The sequence below is a fragment of the Paenibacillus tepidiphilus genome (genome assembly GCF_008635795.1).
GTDB lineage: Bacteria > Bacillota > Bacilli > Paenibacillales > Paenibacillaceae > Paenibacillus_AQ > Paenibacillus_AQ tepidiphilus.
This window is the reverse complement of the sequence record NZ_VWRQ01000008.1, coordinates 115,148-135,340: the sequence shown is the minus strand read 5'-3', so window position 1 is coordinate 135,340 and position 20,193 is coordinate 115,148. Positions and strand designations below refer to the sequence as shown.

Below are 20,193 nucleotides of genomic sequence, written 5' to 3'. Positions count from 1 at the left end.
AGAACGATTCGTATGCCCGCTGTCCCTCTTCTTCCACTCTTGCTTTACCTGGCTAACCGTTAATTATTCCAGCCCTCCTGAATCTGTTTCAGTGCATCATCGAGCGTAGCCGTACCGCTGATATAGTCGGTCATGCCTCTCCAGAAGGTGCCGGCGCCCACACTGCCGGGCATCAGGTCAGAGCCGTCGAAGCGGAGCGTCGAAGCATCCTGCACGAGCTGCGCCATCCGTTTGTCGGATTCGGAGGTATACCAGTCCAGTGAAGCATCGTTCATCGGCGCGATGACTCCGCCGGATTGCACCCAGTTCTTGATCGATTCGCCGGTGGTGAAGAATTCCATCACGGCACGGACCTCCGGCCGGTCGTTGAACATCGCGTAAATATCGCCTGCAACCAATACCGGCTTACCGTACTGCTCATCAATCGGCGGCAGATAGAACCAGTCATAGTCTTCGTCGACCTTGGCCGTTTCCGGGAAGAAGCTGGTGATGAAGTTACCGAGCATATTGAACCAGGCCTTCGGCGGGTTATCGAACATCGGCTTCGGCGCATCGCCGAATGCGGTCGTCACAATGGATTTGGTGCCGCCGTATACATAGTCCTCGTTCAGCCAGATCTTCGACATAATCTCCACGGCATTCTTCACTTCAGGCGAAGTAAACGGCAGCTCGCCGCTGACCCACTTATCATAATTCTCAGGCGTTGTGGTCCGCAGCATGATGTTCTCCACCCAGTCGGTAGCCGGCCAGCCGGTGGCCGCTCCGCTCTCAATGCCGATGGTCCAGGCCGGGTCGCCGTCCTTGGCGATCTGCTCAGTCAGCGCCATCAGCTCATCCCAGGTCTGCGGTACGGTATATCCGGCTTCCTCAAACTGCTTCTTCGGATACCATACCAGGCTCTTCACATTGCTGCGGTTCCAGATCCCGGCCATAATCTTGCCGTCCTTGCCGTCCATCATGGACATATCCAGCCAGCTCTGATTATAGTTGGCCTTCAGCTTCTCCTGGTCCAGCACGCCGGTCAGATCAATGACCTTGCCGGTCTTGGCAATGGAAGCGAGCAGGCCGGGCTGCGGGAAGTCAGCGATATCCGGGGCATTGCCGCCGTCTACGCGGACGTTGATGGTGGCTTCGAACTCTTTGGAGCCTTCATATTGGATGTCGATGCCTGTCTTCTCTTCAAACTCCTTGATGCTGCTCTCGAACTTCACCTGGTCGGCGTCCACGAACGGGCCGAACATGGAGACTTTGGTGCCTTTATAATCGCCGTTCATCGCTGCCGCCAGCGGAGAGTCGGCGGTCTCGGTTCCACCGTTGTTTGTCGGTTCTGCGTTGTTACCTGAATTTTGGGTGTTGGTTGCTGCCGGAGGGTCGGTAGGAGCCGCGTTGTTGTTGCCATTGCCGTTGCCGCCGCAGGCACTAAGCAGCAGAGTAAAGGATAAGCCCAGCGTCATGGCCAGAGACAGCTTGCGTCCAGGAGCTTTTTTCATCTTTTCATACATCCCCTTTGAATGATTTAGAGATTGCTCTTCCGCTTGACCTCGGATGAATCCGAACTGGCAGTCGTCACCTCCTTGCAAAGCTTTTCAGAGAAAAGGATGGGTTGTATTCAAAAAACGAAGGCAGGAATTATGAGGTTGTATAGCGCTTACATTTCCATATTACCATAGTGTTCAAACGTTTCCAATACTCTTTAGCTGCAATTTTCAAATCTTTTTTGCTGCCTCTTTCAACCTGCCGGCTGCAGAGCTGACCTTGCATTTCACTGTGAAAAGCTTTTCAGAATAGTGGGGATTTCTCCGGATTTCCGCAGCCGCCCGGATGATTGTGCAGGCGAATTTATGCCCTCTCCCTTGAGGATTCTCTTACAATCAGCTTATGATCCAGCTTTTCTTTGGTTACAGCCACTGCGCCGGTGGTTAACAGCTCATGCAGCTTCTCCGCCGCCCGGTAGCCTAACTGGTAAATGGGCTGGGCAATCGTAGTCAGCTTGGGAATAAACATACCCGCCATCCGCAAATTATCGAAGCCGATTACCGATACTTGCCCCGGAACCATAATACCGCGGTCCTTCAAATACGAGATCGTGCCCATTGCGAATTCATCGGCCACACAGAATACGGCGGTAAGCTCCGGGTAGGCTCCGAACAGTTCATGCGCCGCTTGATAGGCATGCTCAAACCGGTGGTTGGCAAAGCGTGCCTTCGAAATATTGCGCACAAGTCCCGCTTCCGTCAGCGCTCGCACGAATCCCTCATACCGGGGCGGTCCCGCTACGGAGTTGTCATGGTTGAAGCCGATCATGCCAATCTCCCGGTGCCCGAGCTCGATCAGGAACTTGACCGCATCGTATGCAGCCTGCTCATCGTCCACCTCCACGGAGGGCACATCGAATTCATCGGAATGCGAAGATACCAGCACGAATGGAATCCGGCATCCGATCAACTTCTCATAGTACTCCGGGTACAGCACGTCGCTGGCAAATACAATACCGTCCACCTGCTTTTCGTGAAAAGCATCGATATATGACAGCAGGCGTTCCTTATCGCGGTCGGTATTGCAGATCATCAGACTGTAGCCCAGCTTAATGCAGGCATCCTGCATTCCCCGGATGACACCGGAGAAATACAGATTCTCAATATCGGGAATCAGCAGGCCCAGCGTGTAAGACTTCTTGTAAATCAGGCCTCTGGCGAAACCGTTGGGCTGATAGCGCAGCTGCGCAATAGCCTCCATAACACGGGCACGCTTATCCTCGACTACCGTATGCGGCGCATTCATGACTCTGGACACCGTGCTGATGGATACTCCTGCCAGCTTGGCGACATCTCTAATCGTAGGCTTCATTGCAGCAACTTCCTTTGAGAAAAGCTTTTCAAAGGGATTATAGCAAGGGGCCCAACGGTTGACAAGAGCTTTTTGGTACCGCTTACATTTTTTTTTTGATGTGCCTGTCCGCAGTTTATTTTCTGGTCTGTCCACTCGTTGTACGCCTCTCTCCGAAGTGATTACAACTTACTTAAAGTGTGTAAATAATATTATTTCATGTTATAATTACCGGGTAGTTTCAATCTCCATTGCAAATACTGCTAAGTATTGCATATTCCGAAGCAGGGAGGTAATTTTGGTGAAGCAATTGAAGGATATACCTATTTCCGTGCTGGACCTGTCACCCATCGTGGAGGGCGGCACAGCCGCGGATTCTTTAAATAACACACTGGACCTGGCCCGCCATGCCGAAGATTGGGGCTACCGCCGCTTCTGGCTGGCCGAGCATCATAATATGCCGGGCATCGCCAGCTCCGCTACATCGGTTGTCATCGGGCATGTCGCAGCCGGGACCCGCAGCATCCGCGTCGGTTCCGGCGGCATTATGCTGCCGAACCACGCTCCGCTGGTGATTGCCGAGCAATTCGGCACGCTGGAGTCACTGTATCCCGGCCGGATCGATCTGGGCCTCGGCCGGGCGCCCGGCTCGGACCAGGCTACGGCCAGAGCACTGCGGCGCGGGCTTGGCACCACCGGCAACGAATTCCCCGAGCAGCTCAGCGAGCTGCGCGCGTTCTTTGATCCTGACGGCGCGGGTTCGCGGCCGCTCGGCGTACGCGCTTTTCCCGGGGAGGGCCTGAACGTGCCGATCTGGCTGCTGGGCTCCAGCGGCTTCAGCGCCCAGCTGGCAGCCCAGCTCGGATTGCCGTTCGCTTTTGCCAGCCATTTCGCGCCGGACTATCTGCTGCCTGCACTGCATCTCTACCGCACCGGCTTCAAGCCCTCGGCTGTACTGGATAAGCCGCATGTCATGGTAGGGCTCGGTATTACCGCAGCTGATACCGCGGAACAAGCTCGCTATCTGGCCACTTCCCAGCAGCAGCAATTTCTGAATATCATCCGCGGCCGTACTGGTAAGCTGCAGCCTCCGGTAGACAGTATGGAAGGCATCTGGTCTCCACAGGAGAAGGCGCTCCTGCTGGATAAGCAGCAATATTCCATCGCAGGGGATTCATCCTCGCTCAAGGAGCGTCTGCTGCGGATTGCCGAGGAAACGGATGCTGACGAGTTTATTATCGCTTCGCAGATGTATGACCATTCCGCGCGACTGCGCTCATATGAGCTTGTGGCGGAGGTCTTCAGAACCAACTAACCGCAAAGAGCGGCAAGCAAGGGACAGTCTTGAGAGACGGTGTATACCGCTCTTGGCTGTCCCTTGCTTTTTTAACGTGATAGACAAGCATTCGTTCGTTATAAGAATCACCACAAACAAAGATATGTAAAGAAAAACGAAGCAGCAAGAAGTGAAAACGCGATAACATACTAATACTAAGGGTTAATGTGTTATTTCAAGCATAATTAGCATCACACAGCACTTCTCTTTATTTAGAATTTTGATTATACTGAACTTATTCGTTATAACGAACATACATATATTGTGCGCTCCAGCTTCTCTGCTCCGTCAACCCGGGCGCCGATTTAGTAGTCCTTCAAGATACCACCTATTTCGACGGCATCAGCAGAATTTGCCCGAATAGAGTGGAAAAGTGTCGCCGGATGCGGAGGCGCAGGTGCAGATGCCTCCAGACGAAAGGAGCGGAGAACGTGAGGATGAAATACCACTCGGTTTTTATCGGGGCCTATATTCTGATCATTCTAGCCGGTGTCGTGTGGCATGCCGGAGGGGTAAGCGCGGAAGATACGATTAAACTGAAGGTCAACTCGCATACGGCAAGCCAAGCGGTGATGGATAATATGCAGCCGGGTGATGAGATGACTTCGGAGTACACTGTCATTAATGATGGTAATGAGAAATTCACCTATTATGTAGACTTCAAATATCAGTCCGGAAGCTTGGATTTATTCAATATTCTGCAGATGACGCTTGAAAAAGAGGGAGTAATCCTCTACTCCGGCGCCATGAGCGACGCAGAGGGCCGGGTCGCGATCGGCAGCCTGCCCGGGGGCGGACAAGAAAAAATCCGCATGGACGTCATTTTCCCCAAGGAAGCGGGAAATGAGTATCAAGGGAAGGCGGCGAGCATCGTCTTCGACTTCTCCGCTTCTGCGGTGCCGGACCCGACCGCCGGGCCGTCAGCATCGCCGACCGCGACTGCTACGCCTGAGGTGAGTGCAACGCCGACCGCGACTGCTTCCAGTACACCTGAGGTGAGTGCTACACCGACGGCGACTGCTTCCAGTACACCTGAGGTGAGTGCTACGCCGACGGCGACTGCTTCCAGTACGCCTGAGGTGAGTGCTACGCCAACGGCATCGCCGACAACGGCACCGACAGCTACGGCGACCGCTCCTACCAGCCCGCCGGTAAGCACGCCGGGCCAGACAGCTTCACCGACACCGCCCGCAACTGCTTCACCAGCCGCCACAGAAGTAACCATTGGGGATGACCCTGTTCCACTGGGCGGCGGAGAGGAAGCTACACCTTCACCGGATACTTCCAATGACGGGGCCGTGAATACGGGTGCTACGCCTTCGCCTGATCCGGAGATTGCTCTGGAGGAGGATGAACTTCCGCTCGCCGGTCCGGAAGAGGACGGAGACCTGCCGGACACTGCCGGTCCATGGTATAACCTGATCGCCGTCAGCCTGATCGTCGCCGTACTCAGCATTGTCGCACTACGCAAACTAAAGACCAAGAAATAACGGATTAACCGTCTGGAGGAGAGAGTATGCAGAAGAAGCATTCCGGCCTGGCCCTTGCCGTGAAGCTGATTCTCATACTCTCTTTGTCTGTGCTGGTGTACTCGGCCATTCAGGTCTTCAAGGCGCCGGCAGAGGCCCTGCAGGCACTGAATGAATGGGCAAAAAAGAGGGAGGAAGCCGCAGCCGTACCTGTGCACGCCGAAGAAGAAATTCCACTGACAGCCGAAATGGCCGATTCAGCAGAAGTAGCAGATCCGGCCGGCCCGGAAGCTTCACCTGCCGCAATCAGCGGCCAAGCAGAATATGCAGAGGGTGAGGTGATCGGGGAGATTTATTTTCCAAAGCTGGGTAAAAGGGTAGCTATTCTGGCGGGTACGGGAAAAACACAGCTCAAAAAGGGCGCCGGACACTATGAAGGCAGCGCGGCAATCGGCGCAAGCGGCAACAGTGTGCTGGCCGGACACCGCGACACCGTCTTCCGTGGTCTTGGCGAGCTTGTGGTCGGGGACCGGATTGAGGCCGAAACCGCCGATGGCAAATTCATTTATGAGGTAACCGGCAGCATCATTGTGGATGATAAGGCACGCGGAGCCATTAAGCACAGCGATGAGCCGATCCTTACACTGATCACCTGCTATCCCTTTGGTTATGTCGGCCCCGCCCCCGACCGTTATCTGTTATCGGCGTCCCTCGTCCGTGCGGAGCCGCTGGCTGTACGTTAATGAGCAGATTTCTTGCAGCACGGGCAGGATGAGTCCCGGTGCAGAAAGTGATAATATAAAGTGATAGTATATAGTGAGAACATCTGATTTGAACAAAGGAGCTGACCGGATTTGAAGGACGAGCTGATCGGGCGTTTTATTTCATACGCCACTATGGATACCCAATCGAATGAGGACAGCGACACCTGCCCATCCACCCCGGGACAGTTGGAGCTGGCCCATAAACTGGTGCAAGAACTGCAGGAGCTGGGTCTGACGGAAGTTACGGTGGACGAGCATGCTTATGTCATGGCGACCCTGCCTGCCAATACTGACAAGGAGGTTCCGACCATCGGCTTCCTGGCGCATCTGGACACTGCCACCGATTTCACGGGCAAGGATGTGAAGCCGCGGGTGATCGAGAACTATGATGGCAAGGATATTGTACTGAATGAGGCGCTGAATGTGGTTCTGACACCGGCAAGCTTCCCGGAACTGAGCCATTACCAGGGGCATACGCTGATTACCACAGACGGCACCACGCTGCTCGGTGCGGACAACAAAGCGGGCATCGCCGAAATTATGACGGCTATGGCCTATTTGCTGGCCCATCCGGAAATCAAGCATGGCAAGATACGTGTCGCCTTTACGCCGGACGAAGAAATCGGCCGGGGACCGCATAAATTTGACGTCGCCAAGTTTGGCGCCTCCTATGCATATACCGTAGACGGCGGTCCGCTTGGAGAGCTGGAGTACGAGAGCTTCAACGCCGCCGCCGCCAAAATCACCTTCAAAGGCGTCAACGTCCATCCCGGCACGGCCAAAGGCAAAATGATCAATTCGGCCAAAATCGCCATGGCCTTTCATCTGCGTCTGCCCGCCGGCGAAGCACCGGAATTTACGGAGGGCTACGAAGGCTTCTTCCATCTCGCCTCCATGCAGGGCTCAGCCGAGCTCAGCACCTTGCAGTATATTATCCGTGACTTTGACCGGACACAATTCGAGAACCGCAAGGCCCTGATCGCCACCATCGCTGACGAGTTCAAATCGACTTACGGCGAAGACAGGATCGTGCTTGAGCTGCGGGACCAGTATTACAATATGCGCGAAAAAATCGAGCCGGTGCGCCATATCGTCGACATCGCCCATGAAGCGATGGAGAATCTGGGCATCGCCCCGGTAATCCGCCCGATTCGCGGGGGGACAGACGGCTCACAGCTGTCGTATATGGGCATGCCTACGCCGAATATTTTTACCGGCGGCGAGAATTTCCACGGTAAATTCGAATACGCCTCTGTCGATGTAATGCTGCAGGCGGTGCAGGTAATCGTTGAAATTGCCAAGCTGTTCGAGCAGAAAGCCTAGTACCTTGACCGCATCAATATTGTAGCTATGCACCATCTATTTGCGAGTAAGTCTGGGGAAGTCCGCATCTAGATCCCTATCCCGTGTACAGGCCGACCAACAGCACAGTCCGGCTAATCAATCCTATTGTAGGCGAAAAATTGACCATAATCCACAAACCCAGCTCACCTAACGAACAGCAGGACAGTACCTTAAGCTTCCTCTGGGTCCGCAAGCGGCCCAGATTTGGCACCGAGGCAGCAGTTGGCACCGAGACAGCAGTTAGCAACAAGGCAGCAACCTGCACCGAGCATCAAAAAGACCGCAGCACCCAAATAGGATCGCTGCGGTCTTTTTTTTCCTGAACAAGCCGTTTATTTATCGGCCAGTGATTTCTGCAGTGCTCCGGCATCGAAATCCGGCTGCGCTTCGATTGTCGTGTCGCCTGCGGCCTTCGCCTTCTCCAGCGCCGCATTATAGCGGGCGTTCAAATCCTCCAGCTCCTTGTCCAGATCGCCGCCGCCAAAGATGTATCGGTTGAAGACGTCGACCTTCTTCATGCCCTCCAGACGGCCCTCGGTGATGACGATCGGCGTTGCCGGGTAGATGCCGTCATAGGAAGTCGGCAGGAAATGCTCGATGCCCGGGATATCCGGCGCCTTCGCCACCGCTGCTACCGACGGGATTACCGAGACGCCGTAGCCGCCCTCCTGATAAGCTACCTGCACCTCATCGCTGTACAGCCATTCAATGAACTTCCAGGCCTCTTCCTTGTGCTCGGAGTCCTTGCTCATCGCCAGGTAGCTGCCGGCGATAACCTGGCTGGCCCCGTTCTGCGTGCCGTCGATGGTCGGCGGCAGCGCGGCTGCCCAGCGGACTTCCGTCGGGAACTGGGTTTTATAGACGCTCGGTTCCACCGAGTGGTTGAAATACATGCCGATCTTGCCCTGGGCGAACTGCGCACGCAACGGATCGATATCCAGCGATTCCGAACCCGGCAGCATGCTGCCGTCCTGTTCGATCTGGCGCAGCGCTTCCGCTACTTCCTTATACATGCCGAAGTCGAATTGGCCGGTCTGGAAATCGAACCCTTCTGTACCTGTGTTCTTGCTCAGTGTAGTGATCGGATAAGCGATCCGCTCAAAGCCGCTGGAGCTCTTGAAGTTGCCGGCGAAGCCGTAGGCGCCGCTGCTCTTGCCGGCTTCTGTAATTTTCTTCGCGTCCTCCACCATCTCTGCCAGAGTGGTCGGCGGCTCGGTAATACCGGCCTGCTCGAACAGATCGACGTTGTAGATCAGCCGCCAGAATTGCCCGATATTCGGCAGGGTATAGACTTTGCCCTCCACCGTGTTCTTTTCATTGATCAGCACATTCTCGAACCGGCTCTTCATTTCCTCCGACATATAACTATCGAATGATTCCAGATAGCCCTTCTTCACCCAGGTAGGCACATTTCCCGTGTCCACCCGGAGGATATCCGGCGCCTGCTTGCTGGAGAATGCGATATCCACCGACTGCGCGTAATTCTCGGCCATCACCTTCAGCTCAATATCGATTTCAGGGTGAAGACCTTCATATTCACTGATCTTCTGCTCGATGAAATCCGAGTCATGGCGGTCAATGCTCCAGTATACCAGCTTGGTCTGCCCGGATGCGGCAGCCGTTTCTCCGTTTGCTTCCGTATTCTCGTCCGCCGATGAACAGGCGGCCAGGGAACCGGCCAGCAGTAATGAGGTTCCAGCCAGCAGCCATTGCTTCTTAATCATGATGATGCCTCCCTTTGATGTTTGTAATCGCATTCATTTCTTATGGAAATTATAATTTCCTGCGGCGGACCGGAGTGAAGGAGAAAACAACTATTGAGGGGAGGGGAAATCACTGTTTACCCTCTCCAGGGCTGAAGCATACTTGGCGCGGAAATCGGTCGGCGTCATGCCGGTGGTTCTTTTGAACAATTCAGTAAAATAGGGACGGTCCTCATAACCCAGAGAAGTCGCGATATCCTGGACCTGCATGCCTTCCAGCACCAGCTCCTTGGCCTTGTCCATTCTTCTCCCGATGATGTACTGGGTCAGCGTCATGCCCGTCTCTTTCTTGAACAGATTGGAGAAATAGCTGGGACTGAGATGCACATGGCGCGCACAATCGGCCACCGAGAGATTCTCGTGCAGACGGGTGTTGATATAGGCAATCGCCTGCTCAACCAGTACACGCGTCTCACTGGACTGGCGGGCCTGCACATAGCGGCAGCCCTCACGGCAGAACTCGCGGATCTGGCGGCGCAGCTCCCCGAAGGAGGCCGCCTGGTTCATTCCCGCCAGCTTCTGCTCCAGCGCCTTGACCTCGGCATCCGGGGCCTTCTCCGTAAATACCCGGTGTACCGAATGCGCCAGCTCCAGGCACAGCGTCTTGATGATGGCCGGATCGGGCAGGAACGGAGGGGTCATCCACTCGTTCCAGATCCCCTCCAGCTGCTCCTCCGCCTTGGCCAGATTAGCCGAACGGAGGCAGTAGAGCAGTTCCTTCTCCCTGTCATAGGAGTAGCGCGGCATAGCCTCCTGGGCGCTCCGTTCCTCCGCATGGCGGTACACGCTATTGCCACCGCTCAGGAAGGTGCGGGCAAGCGCCGACAACGCCTGCGCATAGGAGACGGCAAGCTGCCCGGTCTCCTCTACTTCGCCGCCGAGACCGATGGATACCGTCTGATACGAGTGCCGGGAGACGTTCTCCCGGCACCGCTCCGCCAGCTGCTCCGCATCCAGCTCCGCCGGCGGATTCATGACAATGACGAACTGGCTCACGTTCTCGCGGAATACAATGCCCTGGGTGAAGGCGAACACCGTCTCCTCCAGAATATTTTGCACCGCAAAGCGGATCAGTTCCACTTCATGGACAGTCAGGGCTGCGGTGCGCTCGGCAAAGAAATCAATCTCCGCCACCATAACGCAGAAATGGCGGCTTTCCATACGGATGCCGTAGAAATCCCATTGCTGCGCCTGACGCTGCTGCCGGGTCCCGTAACGGATCAGCAGACGCATATATTCCTGGCGCAGATAGGGCAGGCTCTCCCGCAGCTTCTGCTCCATCCCCCGCATCTGCTCGGCCTGGCTGCGCTCACGCTCCAGCATCTCCTTGGCCTTCAGCACGGTCTCCAGCACCTGGCATTTGGTGAACGGCTTGACGATCAGGTCAAAGGCACCCAGCTTGATCGCCTCCTGGGCATAGGCGAAATCAGAATACCCGGTAAGAAAGATCAGCTTGATGCCCGGGATCTCCGCCTGTATGGTCCGCATCATTTCGAGCCCGTCCATGAACGGCATCCGGATATCGGTCAGCACGATGTCGGGGCGGTGCCTGCGGATTTGGGCCAGGCCCTCCTTGCCGTCCGCTGCCGTGGCGGCTACGGTGATCCCGTGCTCCTCCCAGGCAATCCGGGTGCTTAAACCCCGGACCACCGCCGGAATATCATCAACGATGCATATCTTGATGGATGGATTCATGCTGCATTCCGCCTTCCATAGGAATTGATAGCGTTGCTTCAGTTTCAACAAACGGCTCGCTGCGGAAGGACAAGCTGGCCTCCCGGCCATAATACAGCTGCAGCCGGCTGCAGATATTGGACAATGCATACCCGCCGCTGCCGCCCGATTCCTTCAACCGCGCATTCAGCCGGTCCGCATCCACACCGGCTCCGTTGTCGCTGACACGGATGAGCAGCTTTCCCTCCTCTTCCAGAGCGGCAATGCGGATCAAGCCGCCCCTGCGCTTCTCTTTCAGACCGTGAAGGATGGAGTTCTCGACCAGCGGCTGCAGCAGAATCTTAAGAACAGGGAGTGTCTGCAGCTCCGGCGGGGAGGTGATGGTATAGTCGAACAAGCCCTCATAGCACTGCTGCTGCAGATTCAGATACTGGCGCACATGCTCCAGCTCCTGGCCCAGCGTCGTAATCTCCCGCCCGTTGTTCAGGCCCAGCCGGAACAGGGCCGACAGCGAGATCACCATCTCCTTGGCGTCCTCATACTCGTCCATTTCGCATTTCCAGAAGATTGTATTCAAGGTGTTATATAAAAAATGCGGATCAATCTGCGCCTGCAGCGCCTTGATCTCCGCCTTCCGTTTCTCGTTCTCCGTCTCTTTGACTTCCACAATCAGCTCGCCGATCCGGTCCAGCATCTGGTTGAATTTACGCCCCGCCTCGCCGATTTCGTCCTGGAACGGACTTTGGAAGCGGGCCGACAGGTCCTCCTGCTCCACTCTGGCCATCGTCTTATGCAGCTTGAGCAACGGGCCCAGCAGCAGGTTGGACAAATACTTCGCGACCAGCAGCGCCATGCCGATGCATACGGCCATGATGGCGAGCACCAGCCACTGGATGCTGCGGACAGGCTGCAGCAGCTCCTTCTTCGACTGGTAGCTGACCAGCAGCCAGTCGCCGGCAAACCGCGATTCGGCATAGCTGATCAGCATTGGCCCCGCTCCGGCGGCGCTGTATTCGAAATTGCCGCCAGCTTCCTCGCGCAGCTTGTCCAGAAAATCCGGCGAACGGCTCCACGCCGGGCGATTCTCATCGCCGAAGACGCTGGCTCCCGCCTTATTGATCAGCAGAAACTGCGCGGAGCCGAGACTCGCTCCGCCGCTGACCGCGTCCTCCAGAATGTCTTCATTGACGTTGACCGCAAGGAAGACATCCGGCACATAGTTCTCGGTAAGCGGCTGCAGCAGCAGGGAGATGACCTGACGCCCGCCGGCAAACAGTTCATCCGGGTGGCTCTCCACCCAGTTGGATTCCGGGTTGTTTCGAATCCGCTCATAGAGCGAGGTTTCCAGAAAGGACACTCCGGTCCGGCGCAGGCCCCCGGTCGGGTAGAAATCGCCGTCCGGTGTCGTAATCAGCATCGAGTCGATGGAATTCTCCGTCAGCTGGGCCTGGGTGAACGGCCCCTGCATCAGCGAGAAATTGGCGAAGAACCGCTCGGTATTATGTGCCGAGATATCGCGCATCGCCTGCTTGTAGGTTTCGCTGAGCATCATGGTGGATGAAGCGACGATAATCTGCTTCAGCTTCTGGTCGAGCACATTGACCGACTGGACGAGTACACTGCGGTTCAGGTTGGTGGAATTGCGCTCCATCGCCCGTGCCGCAATGCCGTATGCGCAGAGGCCGGTGACCGCGATACAGAGAACGGTAAGCGCAGCGAACGAGACCCAGATTCTCTGCTTCAGGGAGGTCCGGTAAATCCAGGCCTTCAACATGGTGTAACACCTCCGGAGTGATAGCCGCCGGGAAGCCCGCCTCTCCTGCCTTTAGCCCTTCACGGAACCGGCCGTCATCTGCATGAAGGACTTGTTGGCGAAGATGTAGACAACAATCATCGGCAGCATGGACAGACAGGCACCGGCCAGCATCAGCTGCGGCTGCGCCGCATCGCCGATGCCGTATTTGAGACCGGCCAGGCCAACGGTCAGCGTCTGCAGCGCAGGCTGCGTCATCGTGAAGACCAGCGGCAGGATATATTCGTTCCAGGCGCCGCGGAAGGTCCAGAGGGCGGTAACCCCGAGAGCGGGCGTCAGCAGCGGCAAGATAACACGAAAGTATACGCTATAGAAGTTACAGCCGTCAATAAATGCAGCCTCGTCCAGCTCGCGCGGAACCGCGCGGACGAAACCGATCAGCATGAAGAACGCGGTAGCATGGGCGCTGATCAGGATGATGATGACGCCCCAGAGCGATTTTTGCAGACCCAGACCGACCATAAGATCGAATTGCGGCCGCAGCACCACCGCACCGATGGAGATGAACAAGGTACAGGACTGGATCGTGACATACAGCTTCTTGCCGATGAAATTGACCCGGGCGACCGCATAAGCCGCCATGGTGCCTATTAGCAGGGTGCCAACCGTCGTGAAGACGCTGATGAATACGCTATTCCAGGTAAAGCGGGCGAAGTTTGCCGTATTCCAGGCCTGAAGATAGTTACTGAACTTCCATTCCTTCGGAAGCATCGTGGTGCCGGTGGTCAGCTCCAGATTGGTCTTCAGCGACCCGAAGAAGGCCAGGATAATCGGAAACAGGGCGAAGGCGGCCACCAGCAGCAGGAACAGCCACAGCAGCGTCCGGGACAGCAGCTTTTTGCTTTTGACAGAACGGGCAGTCTGCTCTGCAGTCTGGGGTGCCGCCGCATGCAAGGTACTCATTGGTCATTCTCCTCTCTTTTAGTAAATATCATTCAGTTTCTTGGAAACATAGAAGTAAATGAGGGTAATCAGACCGACAATCACTGCTGTGGCAAAGCCAACCGCACTGCCGTAGCCGAACTGCTGGATGCTCGTACCGCCGCTGGATACCGGGAAGAACAGCTTATAGAGGTAGAGATACATGACTTCCGTCTTGCCGTAAGGTCCGCCTTCGGTCAGCACCATGATGCTCTCGTAGCCCTTCAGCGACACCGTGATAGCCAGCATAATAATCATCTGCAGCACGGGGCCCAGCATCGGCACGGTAATGCTCCACATCTTGCGCAGCGGACCGGCGCCGTCCAGAGAAGCCGCTTCGTACAGATCCTCGGGGATATTCTGCAGACCTGCGATGAAGAGCAGCATGTAGTTACCCACCGCGCCCCAAATCGCGATAATAATCGCCGTCAGAAGTGCGTATTTCGGCCCCAGCCAGTCAATGGGAGCGGATACAATTCCCGAGCCGACAAGCAGCTGGTTGACCATCCCGTTGTAGGAATTAAAAATAACGTAGAACACAATCGCCATGACCGATGCGCTGATCACGGTAGGCAAGAAGTAGATTGCCCGCAGCAGCTGGCGGCCCTTCAGGGCACGGTTCAGAATTACGGCCAGAATGAAGGAGAGGGGCAGCGTAATCAGCAGCTTGCCTCCGGCATAGATGAAGGTATTGACCACGGAGTGCCAGAACTCCTTATCCCGGAACAGACGCTCGAAATTGTCGAGGCCGATGTACAGCGGCTCACCAAAGCCCTGGTAATCGTAGAACATGTACTTTAAAGCCCAAAAGATTGGGTACACCCCGAAGATCAGGGTCAGGATCAGACTGGGAGCGACGAAGGTCCAGGCATTGATCTGCCGTTTCGCTTGATTCATGTGTTGTTCCTCCTGTCATTGTTCTCTAGCTCTATACTTCAATGATAGTTCGCTGCGGACGAAGCGGTTAGGGGGAAAGCGACTGTGGTTGGGGGGAGAAATTCACTTTTTCGTTCATCATTTCAGTCGCTTTGTCCCCTCCGTTGCCTGTGATTATCCATCCCGCCTCCGGTTCCAGCAGGCCTATACTAATGGAAGAAAGCATACGAAGGCATTCTTATCATGAGGGGGCTTGGACAGCCGATGAACACAGCACACGGCAGCGGAACCGTATCTCGTCCGTTCGGCTGCTGCACACAGGAGCAGCTTGCTGCATTACAGACACGAATTGCCGATACTCCTTTGATCACAAAAGAGCTCGAACGCCAGCGGCAATTGTCGGCGCAATTCGCCGCCAGAGAGGCCGCCGCCGGGCTAGACCAGCTCGGAGCTTACCGGGTCGAGCCGTTTGTCTTCCGTACGCCGCCGGAGGCCGCCATTGTCCGGCTGGCCGTGCTGGTGCAGGGCAGCGGCGAGGCCCGGATTGGCGGACTCACCTTCCACCACTCCCAGCTCGGACTGCCGGTGAAGCTGGAGAACGGCAGCTTCACCGCCGGCCTTGAGGGCTGGCACACCGAGCCGGGTGCAGGCAGCCGGGTCTGCCTCGAAGCGATGGCACCGGGGCAGGAGGCGCTTGTTGCCTCTGGCGTCAATACTGCTGCGGACGCCCGCGGGGCCTCTGATCCCCGCTGCATCTTCGTCCTGAACCCCGGACCGCTGTGTTCGACCGTCCTCCGTTATAATGAGGCGGTCCCGGTTCGCCCAGGCGAGCATTACAGCGTACAGACGGCGCTGAGTCTTGGGGCCCCCCTGTCCGGCGGCGTCTGCGCGGAAGTCATCTTCCTGGATGCTGCGGAGCAGGTGCTGGGGCAGGCTCTGCAGAGCAAGCCCTTCAACCGGCCGACGCTGACCAACTGGTCGTATCTGCTGGAGGCGGCGGGGGCCGACGCCAACCTGTTCATGGTAGAGCAGGAGCCGGAGTATGCCGCCAGGGCCGCCCGGAAGCTGATCTACATGCTGAAGGACATGCTGCAGGGCATGGAGATCTTCCGCAGGGACGGCTGGCATGACGACGACACGTACGGTGCGGTGCATATCGGGCGGGGGCTGGCCGTCACCTCGGTCATTTATGACCAGATTGCCAGCTCCGGCGTCTTCTCTTCCGCAGAGCAGGAAGAGCTGCACGAACACTTCCGGCGCATCGCCGGAATCATGATGGACACGCGGTATTACCGGTTCGATGCGGACATCTGGCCGGACGAGAAAGGCGGCAAGCGCAGCAACTGGAACGCGGACCGGGCTACCGGTCTCGGGGTATATGCGCTGCTCTTCCCGCAAGAGGTCCGGTCCGGGGAGTTGCTCGAACACGCGCTGTCCGCCTTGAACTGGCAGCTGCGGGAGGTCGTGGATGCGGACGGCGCCTGGCCGGAGAACCTGCGGTATCACGGCGCGGTGCTCCACCGCTACTTCCTCTTCTTCGTCCTGTTGAACCGTCTCAAGGGCATCGACTATTTCGCGCATGACAAGGTGAAGGCCATGTACCGCTTCCTGATCGGTACCTCCACCGTTCCGGATGTCCTGCAGCGCAGCCCGGACGGCGCACCTCGGCTGCTCACGCCGGCGGTGGGCGACGCCAATGTCCAGGAGCAATGGTTCCGGCTGCTTGGCTATGCCGCCCCCTTCTACGCGGAGGAAGATCCGCAGCTCGCCGGAGAAATGAGCTGGGCCTGGAGACGCGCCGGGTCACCGGTGAGGGACAACGGAGCTTACCCGTTCCCGCTGGCGGCGCTGCTGTATCCGCAGCCGGAGCTTCAAGAGGTTCAGCCGGACCGGGGCTCTGTGCATTATCCCGGCATCGGGTATGTCATCTTCCGCGAAGCGGCAGCGCCGGAGCAGGGACATTACGCAATTTATGAGGCGTCGCCGCTGACCTATCATGCCCATCATGATGAAGGGCATTTCTCCATCTGGGCAGAAGGTGTACCTGTCACCCTGGACGCCGGAACGGGCGGCTATTATAACGGGGACCGGCACTGGTATGTATCCGGCGGCGCTCACAATGTAGTGCAGTTCGCCGGTGCAGAGGGCGGGTTCCGCGACGGACCGCTGCAGAGCGACTGCCGGGGGGTCTTCTTCTCGGAGCAAGCCGACTATGTATGCAGCCGGATCCCCGATGCAGGGGCGCAGGAGTATGAACGGCATTTCCTCTTCGTCAGGGCGGGCTTTGACGTCTACCTGATCTGGGACCGGATTCGCGGCGGGGCGGACAGCGTATGGAACCTGCATACGCTCAGTACGGGGGCCGTTATCGACGGCCGGAAGATCGAAGCCGCTTGTCTTGGCGGAATGCGGCTCGGTGTTCAGATCGCCGAACCGGCGGCGCCCGTCGTTACTGCCGGAGAAGGCGCGGTGGCCGGAGGCTATCCGCTGGGCGTGCAGCAGCACTTTGGCATCCACGCTCCGGCCGGGAGTGATTATGTCGTGCTGCTTCAGCCCCGCCGCGACGGCCATCAGCCGTTATCCATGGAGGCGGCCGATTGCGGTCCGCTGCCGGAAGGAGTACGTTTATATGAAGTGACCCGCCATGACGGGGCGAGGCTGACATTCGCGCTCAATAGCAGCGGCCTGGCCGCCCGGATTCGGGTTCCCGGCGGCGGAATGCCTGGACCGCTTATCGGCGGTAACGGAATGGCCCCGGCTGGAGGGGAATATCTCCTCCCGGCAGGCGCAATGCAGGTCTTCATGGCAATCTAAAATTCAGTACTGGAGGAATTACAATGAGCAATCTGGGAGTATGGGAACCGGCGGAGCCGGGTGTGAAGCGCTGCATTCTGAATGCCGCAGACAGTCTGATGATGATGGAGGTTCATTTCGAGAAGGGCGCCGAGGGCTATGAGCACAGCCATCCGCATGAGCAGATGAGCTACTGCCTGCGCGGCAGCTTCACCTTCCGCATTGACGGCAAGGCGTATGCGCTGGAAGCCGGCGGCAGCATTGCCATCCCGCGCAATGCCAAGCATGGCGTGACTGCGCTGGAAGAGAACTCGGCGCTGTTGGATGTATTTACGCCGATCCGCGAGGATTTGCTGAAGCGGTAGGACCAGACTGCCGGATTGTAACCAGTCAGAAATTATTTCATTATTTTCGCGAAAATACTGCATTTTCATGAAAGCTGTGCTACCATACTCTTGGTTTGAAATTAACGCTGCAGAGCGATCACGTTAAGAGGGTGCACGATGGAACAAACGAAACAACAATTTAGCCTGATTAAGCTGACCTGGCCGATCTTCCTCGAGCTGTTTCTGTTTATGCTTATGGGCAGTGTCGATACATTCATGATCAGCTCGGTATCGGATGATGCCGTGTCGGGAGTAGGGGCGGCGAACCAGATTGTCGCCATGGCCATTCTGGTGCTCAGTGTAATCGGGAATGGCGCAGCGATCGTCGTCTCGCAGTATCTGGGCTCGAAGAAACCACAGGAAGCCGCACAGGTCACCGGCAACGCCGTGACGCTGAATCTGGCGGTAGGCGTCGTGCTCAGCATCGTGCTGCTGCTCTTCGGCGGCCATCTGCTGTCCGCGCTGAATGTCAAAGGCGACATTCTTGAACATGCCAAAGTCTATATTCAGATTGTCGGCGGGGGGATATTTCTGCAGGCACTGATAAATGCCCTGGCGACAACGATCCGCACGTACGGCTTCACCAAGCAGACGATGCTGGTCTCCCTGCTGATGAACATCATCCATGTCATCGGCAATTATCTGCTGATTTACGGACACTTCGGAATTCCAGCGCTGGGTGTGCAGGGCGCTGCCATTTCCACCGTCGCCAGCCGGTTCATCTGTCTCATTCTGTTCTTCCTGCTGCTGTACCGGATTATGGACGTCAAGGTCAAATGGAGCTACTACACCAACCTGTCCAAGATATATGTGCGGCAAATTTTTAAAATCGGCATCCCGTCCGCCTTCGAGTCTATTACGTATCAATCCTGCCAGCTCGTATTTACGATGTACATTACGTACCTGGGCGCCGAAGCAATGGCTACCCGCCAATACGCTGTGAATATCTCCAACTACATCTATCTGTTCAGCGTGGCCGTATCCATGGGCACCTCGATCATCGTCGGCCATCTGGTCGGAGCGCGCCGGACGGAAGAGGCTTACCGCCGTGTATTTGCCAGTGCCAAGTGGGCGCTGCTGGTCACAGTGGTGATCGATATCGTCATCATTCTTGTCCGCGAGCCCCTGTTCGGTCTCTTCACGGATAATACACAGATTATTGCCATGGGGGCCTCGGTCCTGCTGCTGAGCTTCTTCCTGGAGACCGGCCGTACCTGCAACCTGGTCATCATCAACTCGCTCCGCGCTTCGGGCGATGCCAAGTTCCCGGTATACATGGGCCTCATCTCCATGGTGTGCATGAGCCTGCCGCTGGGCTATCTGCTCGTGTTCAAGCTCGATCTCGGCCTGGCCGGCGTGTGGCTGGCCACCGCTGCGGACGAGTGGGTCCGGGCGATTATCATGTACTTCCGCTGGAAGAGCCGGGCCTGGGAGAAGCACGGTCTGATCCAGCACGAGGCACCGCAGCCGGCCCCGGCTGCCGCTGCAGCGGCGCATTGATTCTGTATAAACAAGCGTCCCGTCAAGGTCTTATCGACCAGACGGGACGCTTGTCTTTATATATAATAGTACCGGTTAAGGATATCTTAGCCAAATCCATTGGATAAGGAATGATGAAGCTTATGTCCGATCACCGGCCTGCCAAAGAAGCCGATCTGGACCGCTTTGCCGCCCTCGCTCCGGTATGGAGCAGCGGTGGCGAAGCCTTGTCCCAGGCCCGGCGCACACTGTCAGTCCTCGGCTTTCAGCAGGGGCAGAGCCTGCTGGATGTTGCTGCCGGAACGGGCGTCATCCTGGCAGCGCTGCACAGCCTCGGGCTGACTCCGGGCCGCTATCTGGCCGTCGATATTTCCGCACCGATGCTGGAGGAGCTTCGGCGAAGCTTTCCGGAGGCCGAGACGCTGTGTGCCGATTTCGAGCTGCCCTTCTCGGCGCCTGCCGGTTATGATCATATCCTGATCTATAACAGCATTCCGCATTTCACCGACCTTGAGATGCTGTTCGCCAACGCCGGGCGGAATCTGCTGCCGGGCGGCACCTTCATGATCGCCCATTCCCGGACGCGTGAGGGGCTGTCGGAGCATCACCGGCGCATTGGCCATATCCCCCGGCACACACCGATTCCGCCGGATGCGGAGCTGGCCCGGCTGGCGGCGAAATACCGGTTGATCCATGTCTTGTCCGCCGACGACGACTTCTTCTATTTCTCCTGCCAGCGCCCGTAACCG

General features: G+C 56.9%; 15 protein-coding genes. 8 read left to right on the top strand and 7 right to left on the bottom strand.

Annotated features, from left to right (window positions below; genetic code table 11):
• Positions 1-59 precede the first annotated feature (59 nt).
• Positions 60-1,490 (bottom strand): ABC transporter substrate-binding protein, encoded by a 1,431-nt coding sequence (locus F1379_RS12540; RefSeq protein WP_150270045.1) that lies wholly within the window; start codon positions 1,488-1,490, stop codon positions 60-62.
• Positions 1,491-1,839: 349 nt separating this feature from the next.
• Positions 1,840-2,847 carry a LacI family DNA-binding transcriptional regulator gene (locus tag F1379_RS12535; RefSeq protein WP_150270043.1) on the bottom strand — a complete coding sequence of 336 codons (1,008 nt, stop codon included), beginning with the start codon at positions 2,845-2,847 and terminating at the stop codon, positions 1,840-1,842.
• Positions 2,848-3,127: 280 nt separating this feature from the next.
• Between F1379_RS12535 and F1379_RS12530 the strand changes: the two genes are divergently transcribed.
• The 4 genes from F1379_RS12530 (at position 3,128) to pepT (ending at position 7,718) form a co-directional block, all read left to right on the top strand.
• Positions 3,128-4,141 (top strand): LLM class flavin-dependent oxidoreductase, encoded by a 1,014-nt coding sequence (locus tag F1379_RS12530; RefSeq protein WP_150270041.1) that lies wholly within the window; start codon positions 3,128-3,130, stop codon positions 4,139-4,141.
• A gap of 458 nt (positions 4,142-4,599) precedes the next feature.
• Positions 4,600-5,652 carry a hypothetical protein gene (locus F1379_RS12525; RefSeq protein ID WP_150270039.1) on the top strand — a complete coding sequence of 351 codons (1,053 nt, stop codon included), beginning with the start codon at positions 4,600-4,602 and terminating at the stop codon, positions 5,650-5,652.
• Positions 5,653-5,678: 26 nt separating this feature from the next.
• A complete protein-coding gene (locus F1379_RS12520; protein WP_150270037.1) occupies positions 5,679-6,374 on the top strand; it encodes a class D sortase in 696 nt (231 codons plus the stop codon).
• A gap of 111 nt (positions 6,375-6,485) precedes the next feature.
• A complete protein-coding gene (pepT, locus tag F1379_RS12515; protein WP_150270035.1) occupies positions 6,486-7,718 on the top strand; it encodes a peptidase T in 1,233 nt (410 codons plus the stop codon).
• A 353-nt stretch (positions 7,719-8,071) separates the two neighbouring features.
• Here the strand turns inward: pepT and F1379_RS12510 are convergent, their stop codons facing one another.
• The 5 genes from F1379_RS12510 to F1379_RS12490 form a co-directional block, all read right to left on the bottom strand.
• On the bottom strand, positions 8,072-9,463 hold the full coding sequence (locus tag F1379_RS12510) for an ABC transporter substrate-binding protein (protein WP_150270033.1): 1,392 nt from the start codon (positions 9,461-9,463) through the stop codon (positions 8,072-8,074).
• Between the two features lie 90 nt (positions 9,464-9,553).
• Positions 9,554-11,197 (bottom strand): response regulator, encoded by a 1,644-nt coding sequence (locus F1379_RS12505; protein WP_162551143.1) that lies wholly within the window; start codon positions 11,195-11,197, stop codon positions 9,554-9,556.
• Positions 11,166-12,950: a sensor histidine kinase gene (locus F1379_RS12500; RefSeq protein ID WP_150270029.1), complete on the bottom strand. Its 1,785-nt coding sequence runs from the start codon at positions 12,948-12,950 to the stop codon at positions 11,166-11,168. The genes F1379_RS12505 and F1379_RS12500 overlap by 32 nt, the downstream gene beginning before the upstream one ends.
• Positions 12,951-13,001: 51 nt before the next feature.
• Entirely contained in the window at positions 13,002-13,892 is an 891-nt protein-coding gene (locus tag F1379_RS12495) for a carbohydrate ABC transporter permease (RefSeq protein WP_239004651.1), read from the bottom strand.
• Between the two features lie 18 nt (positions 13,893-13,910).
• Positions 13,911-14,807: a carbohydrate ABC transporter permease gene (locus tag F1379_RS12490; protein ID WP_150270026.1), complete on the bottom strand. Its 897-nt coding sequence runs from the start codon at positions 14,805-14,807 to the stop codon at positions 13,911-13,913.
• Between the two features lie 243 nt (positions 14,808-15,050).
• Here F1379_RS12490 and F1379_RS12485 point away from each other — a divergent pair, with 243 nt between their 5' ends.
• The 4 genes from F1379_RS12485 (at position 15,051) to F1379_RS12470 (ending at position 20,190) form a co-directional block, all read left to right on the top strand.
• Positions 15,051-17,600: a heparinase II/III domain-containing protein gene (locus F1379_RS12485; protein ID WP_162551142.1), complete on the top strand. Its 2,550-nt coding sequence runs from the start codon at positions 15,051-15,053 to the stop codon at positions 17,598-17,600.
• 23 nt (positions 17,601-17,623) lie between these two features.
• On the top strand, positions 17,624-17,944 hold the full coding sequence (locus tag F1379_RS12480) for a cupin domain-containing protein (RefSeq protein WP_150270022.1): 321 nt from the start codon (positions 17,624-17,626) through the stop codon (positions 17,942-17,944).
• Positions 17,945-18,082: 138 nt separating this feature from the next.
• A complete protein-coding gene (locus tag F1379_RS12475) occupies positions 18,083-19,465 on the top strand; it encodes an MATE family efflux transporter (protein ID WP_150270019.1) in 1,383 nt (460 codons plus the stop codon).
• A 122-nt stretch (positions 19,466-19,587) separates the two neighbouring features.
• Complete coding sequence (locus tag F1379_RS12470) at positions 19,588-20,190, top strand: class I SAM-dependent methyltransferase (protein ID WP_162551141.1); 603 nt, start codon at positions 19,588-19,590, stop codon at positions 20,188-20,190.
• The last annotated feature ends 3 nt before the right edge of the window (positions 20,191-20,193 follow it).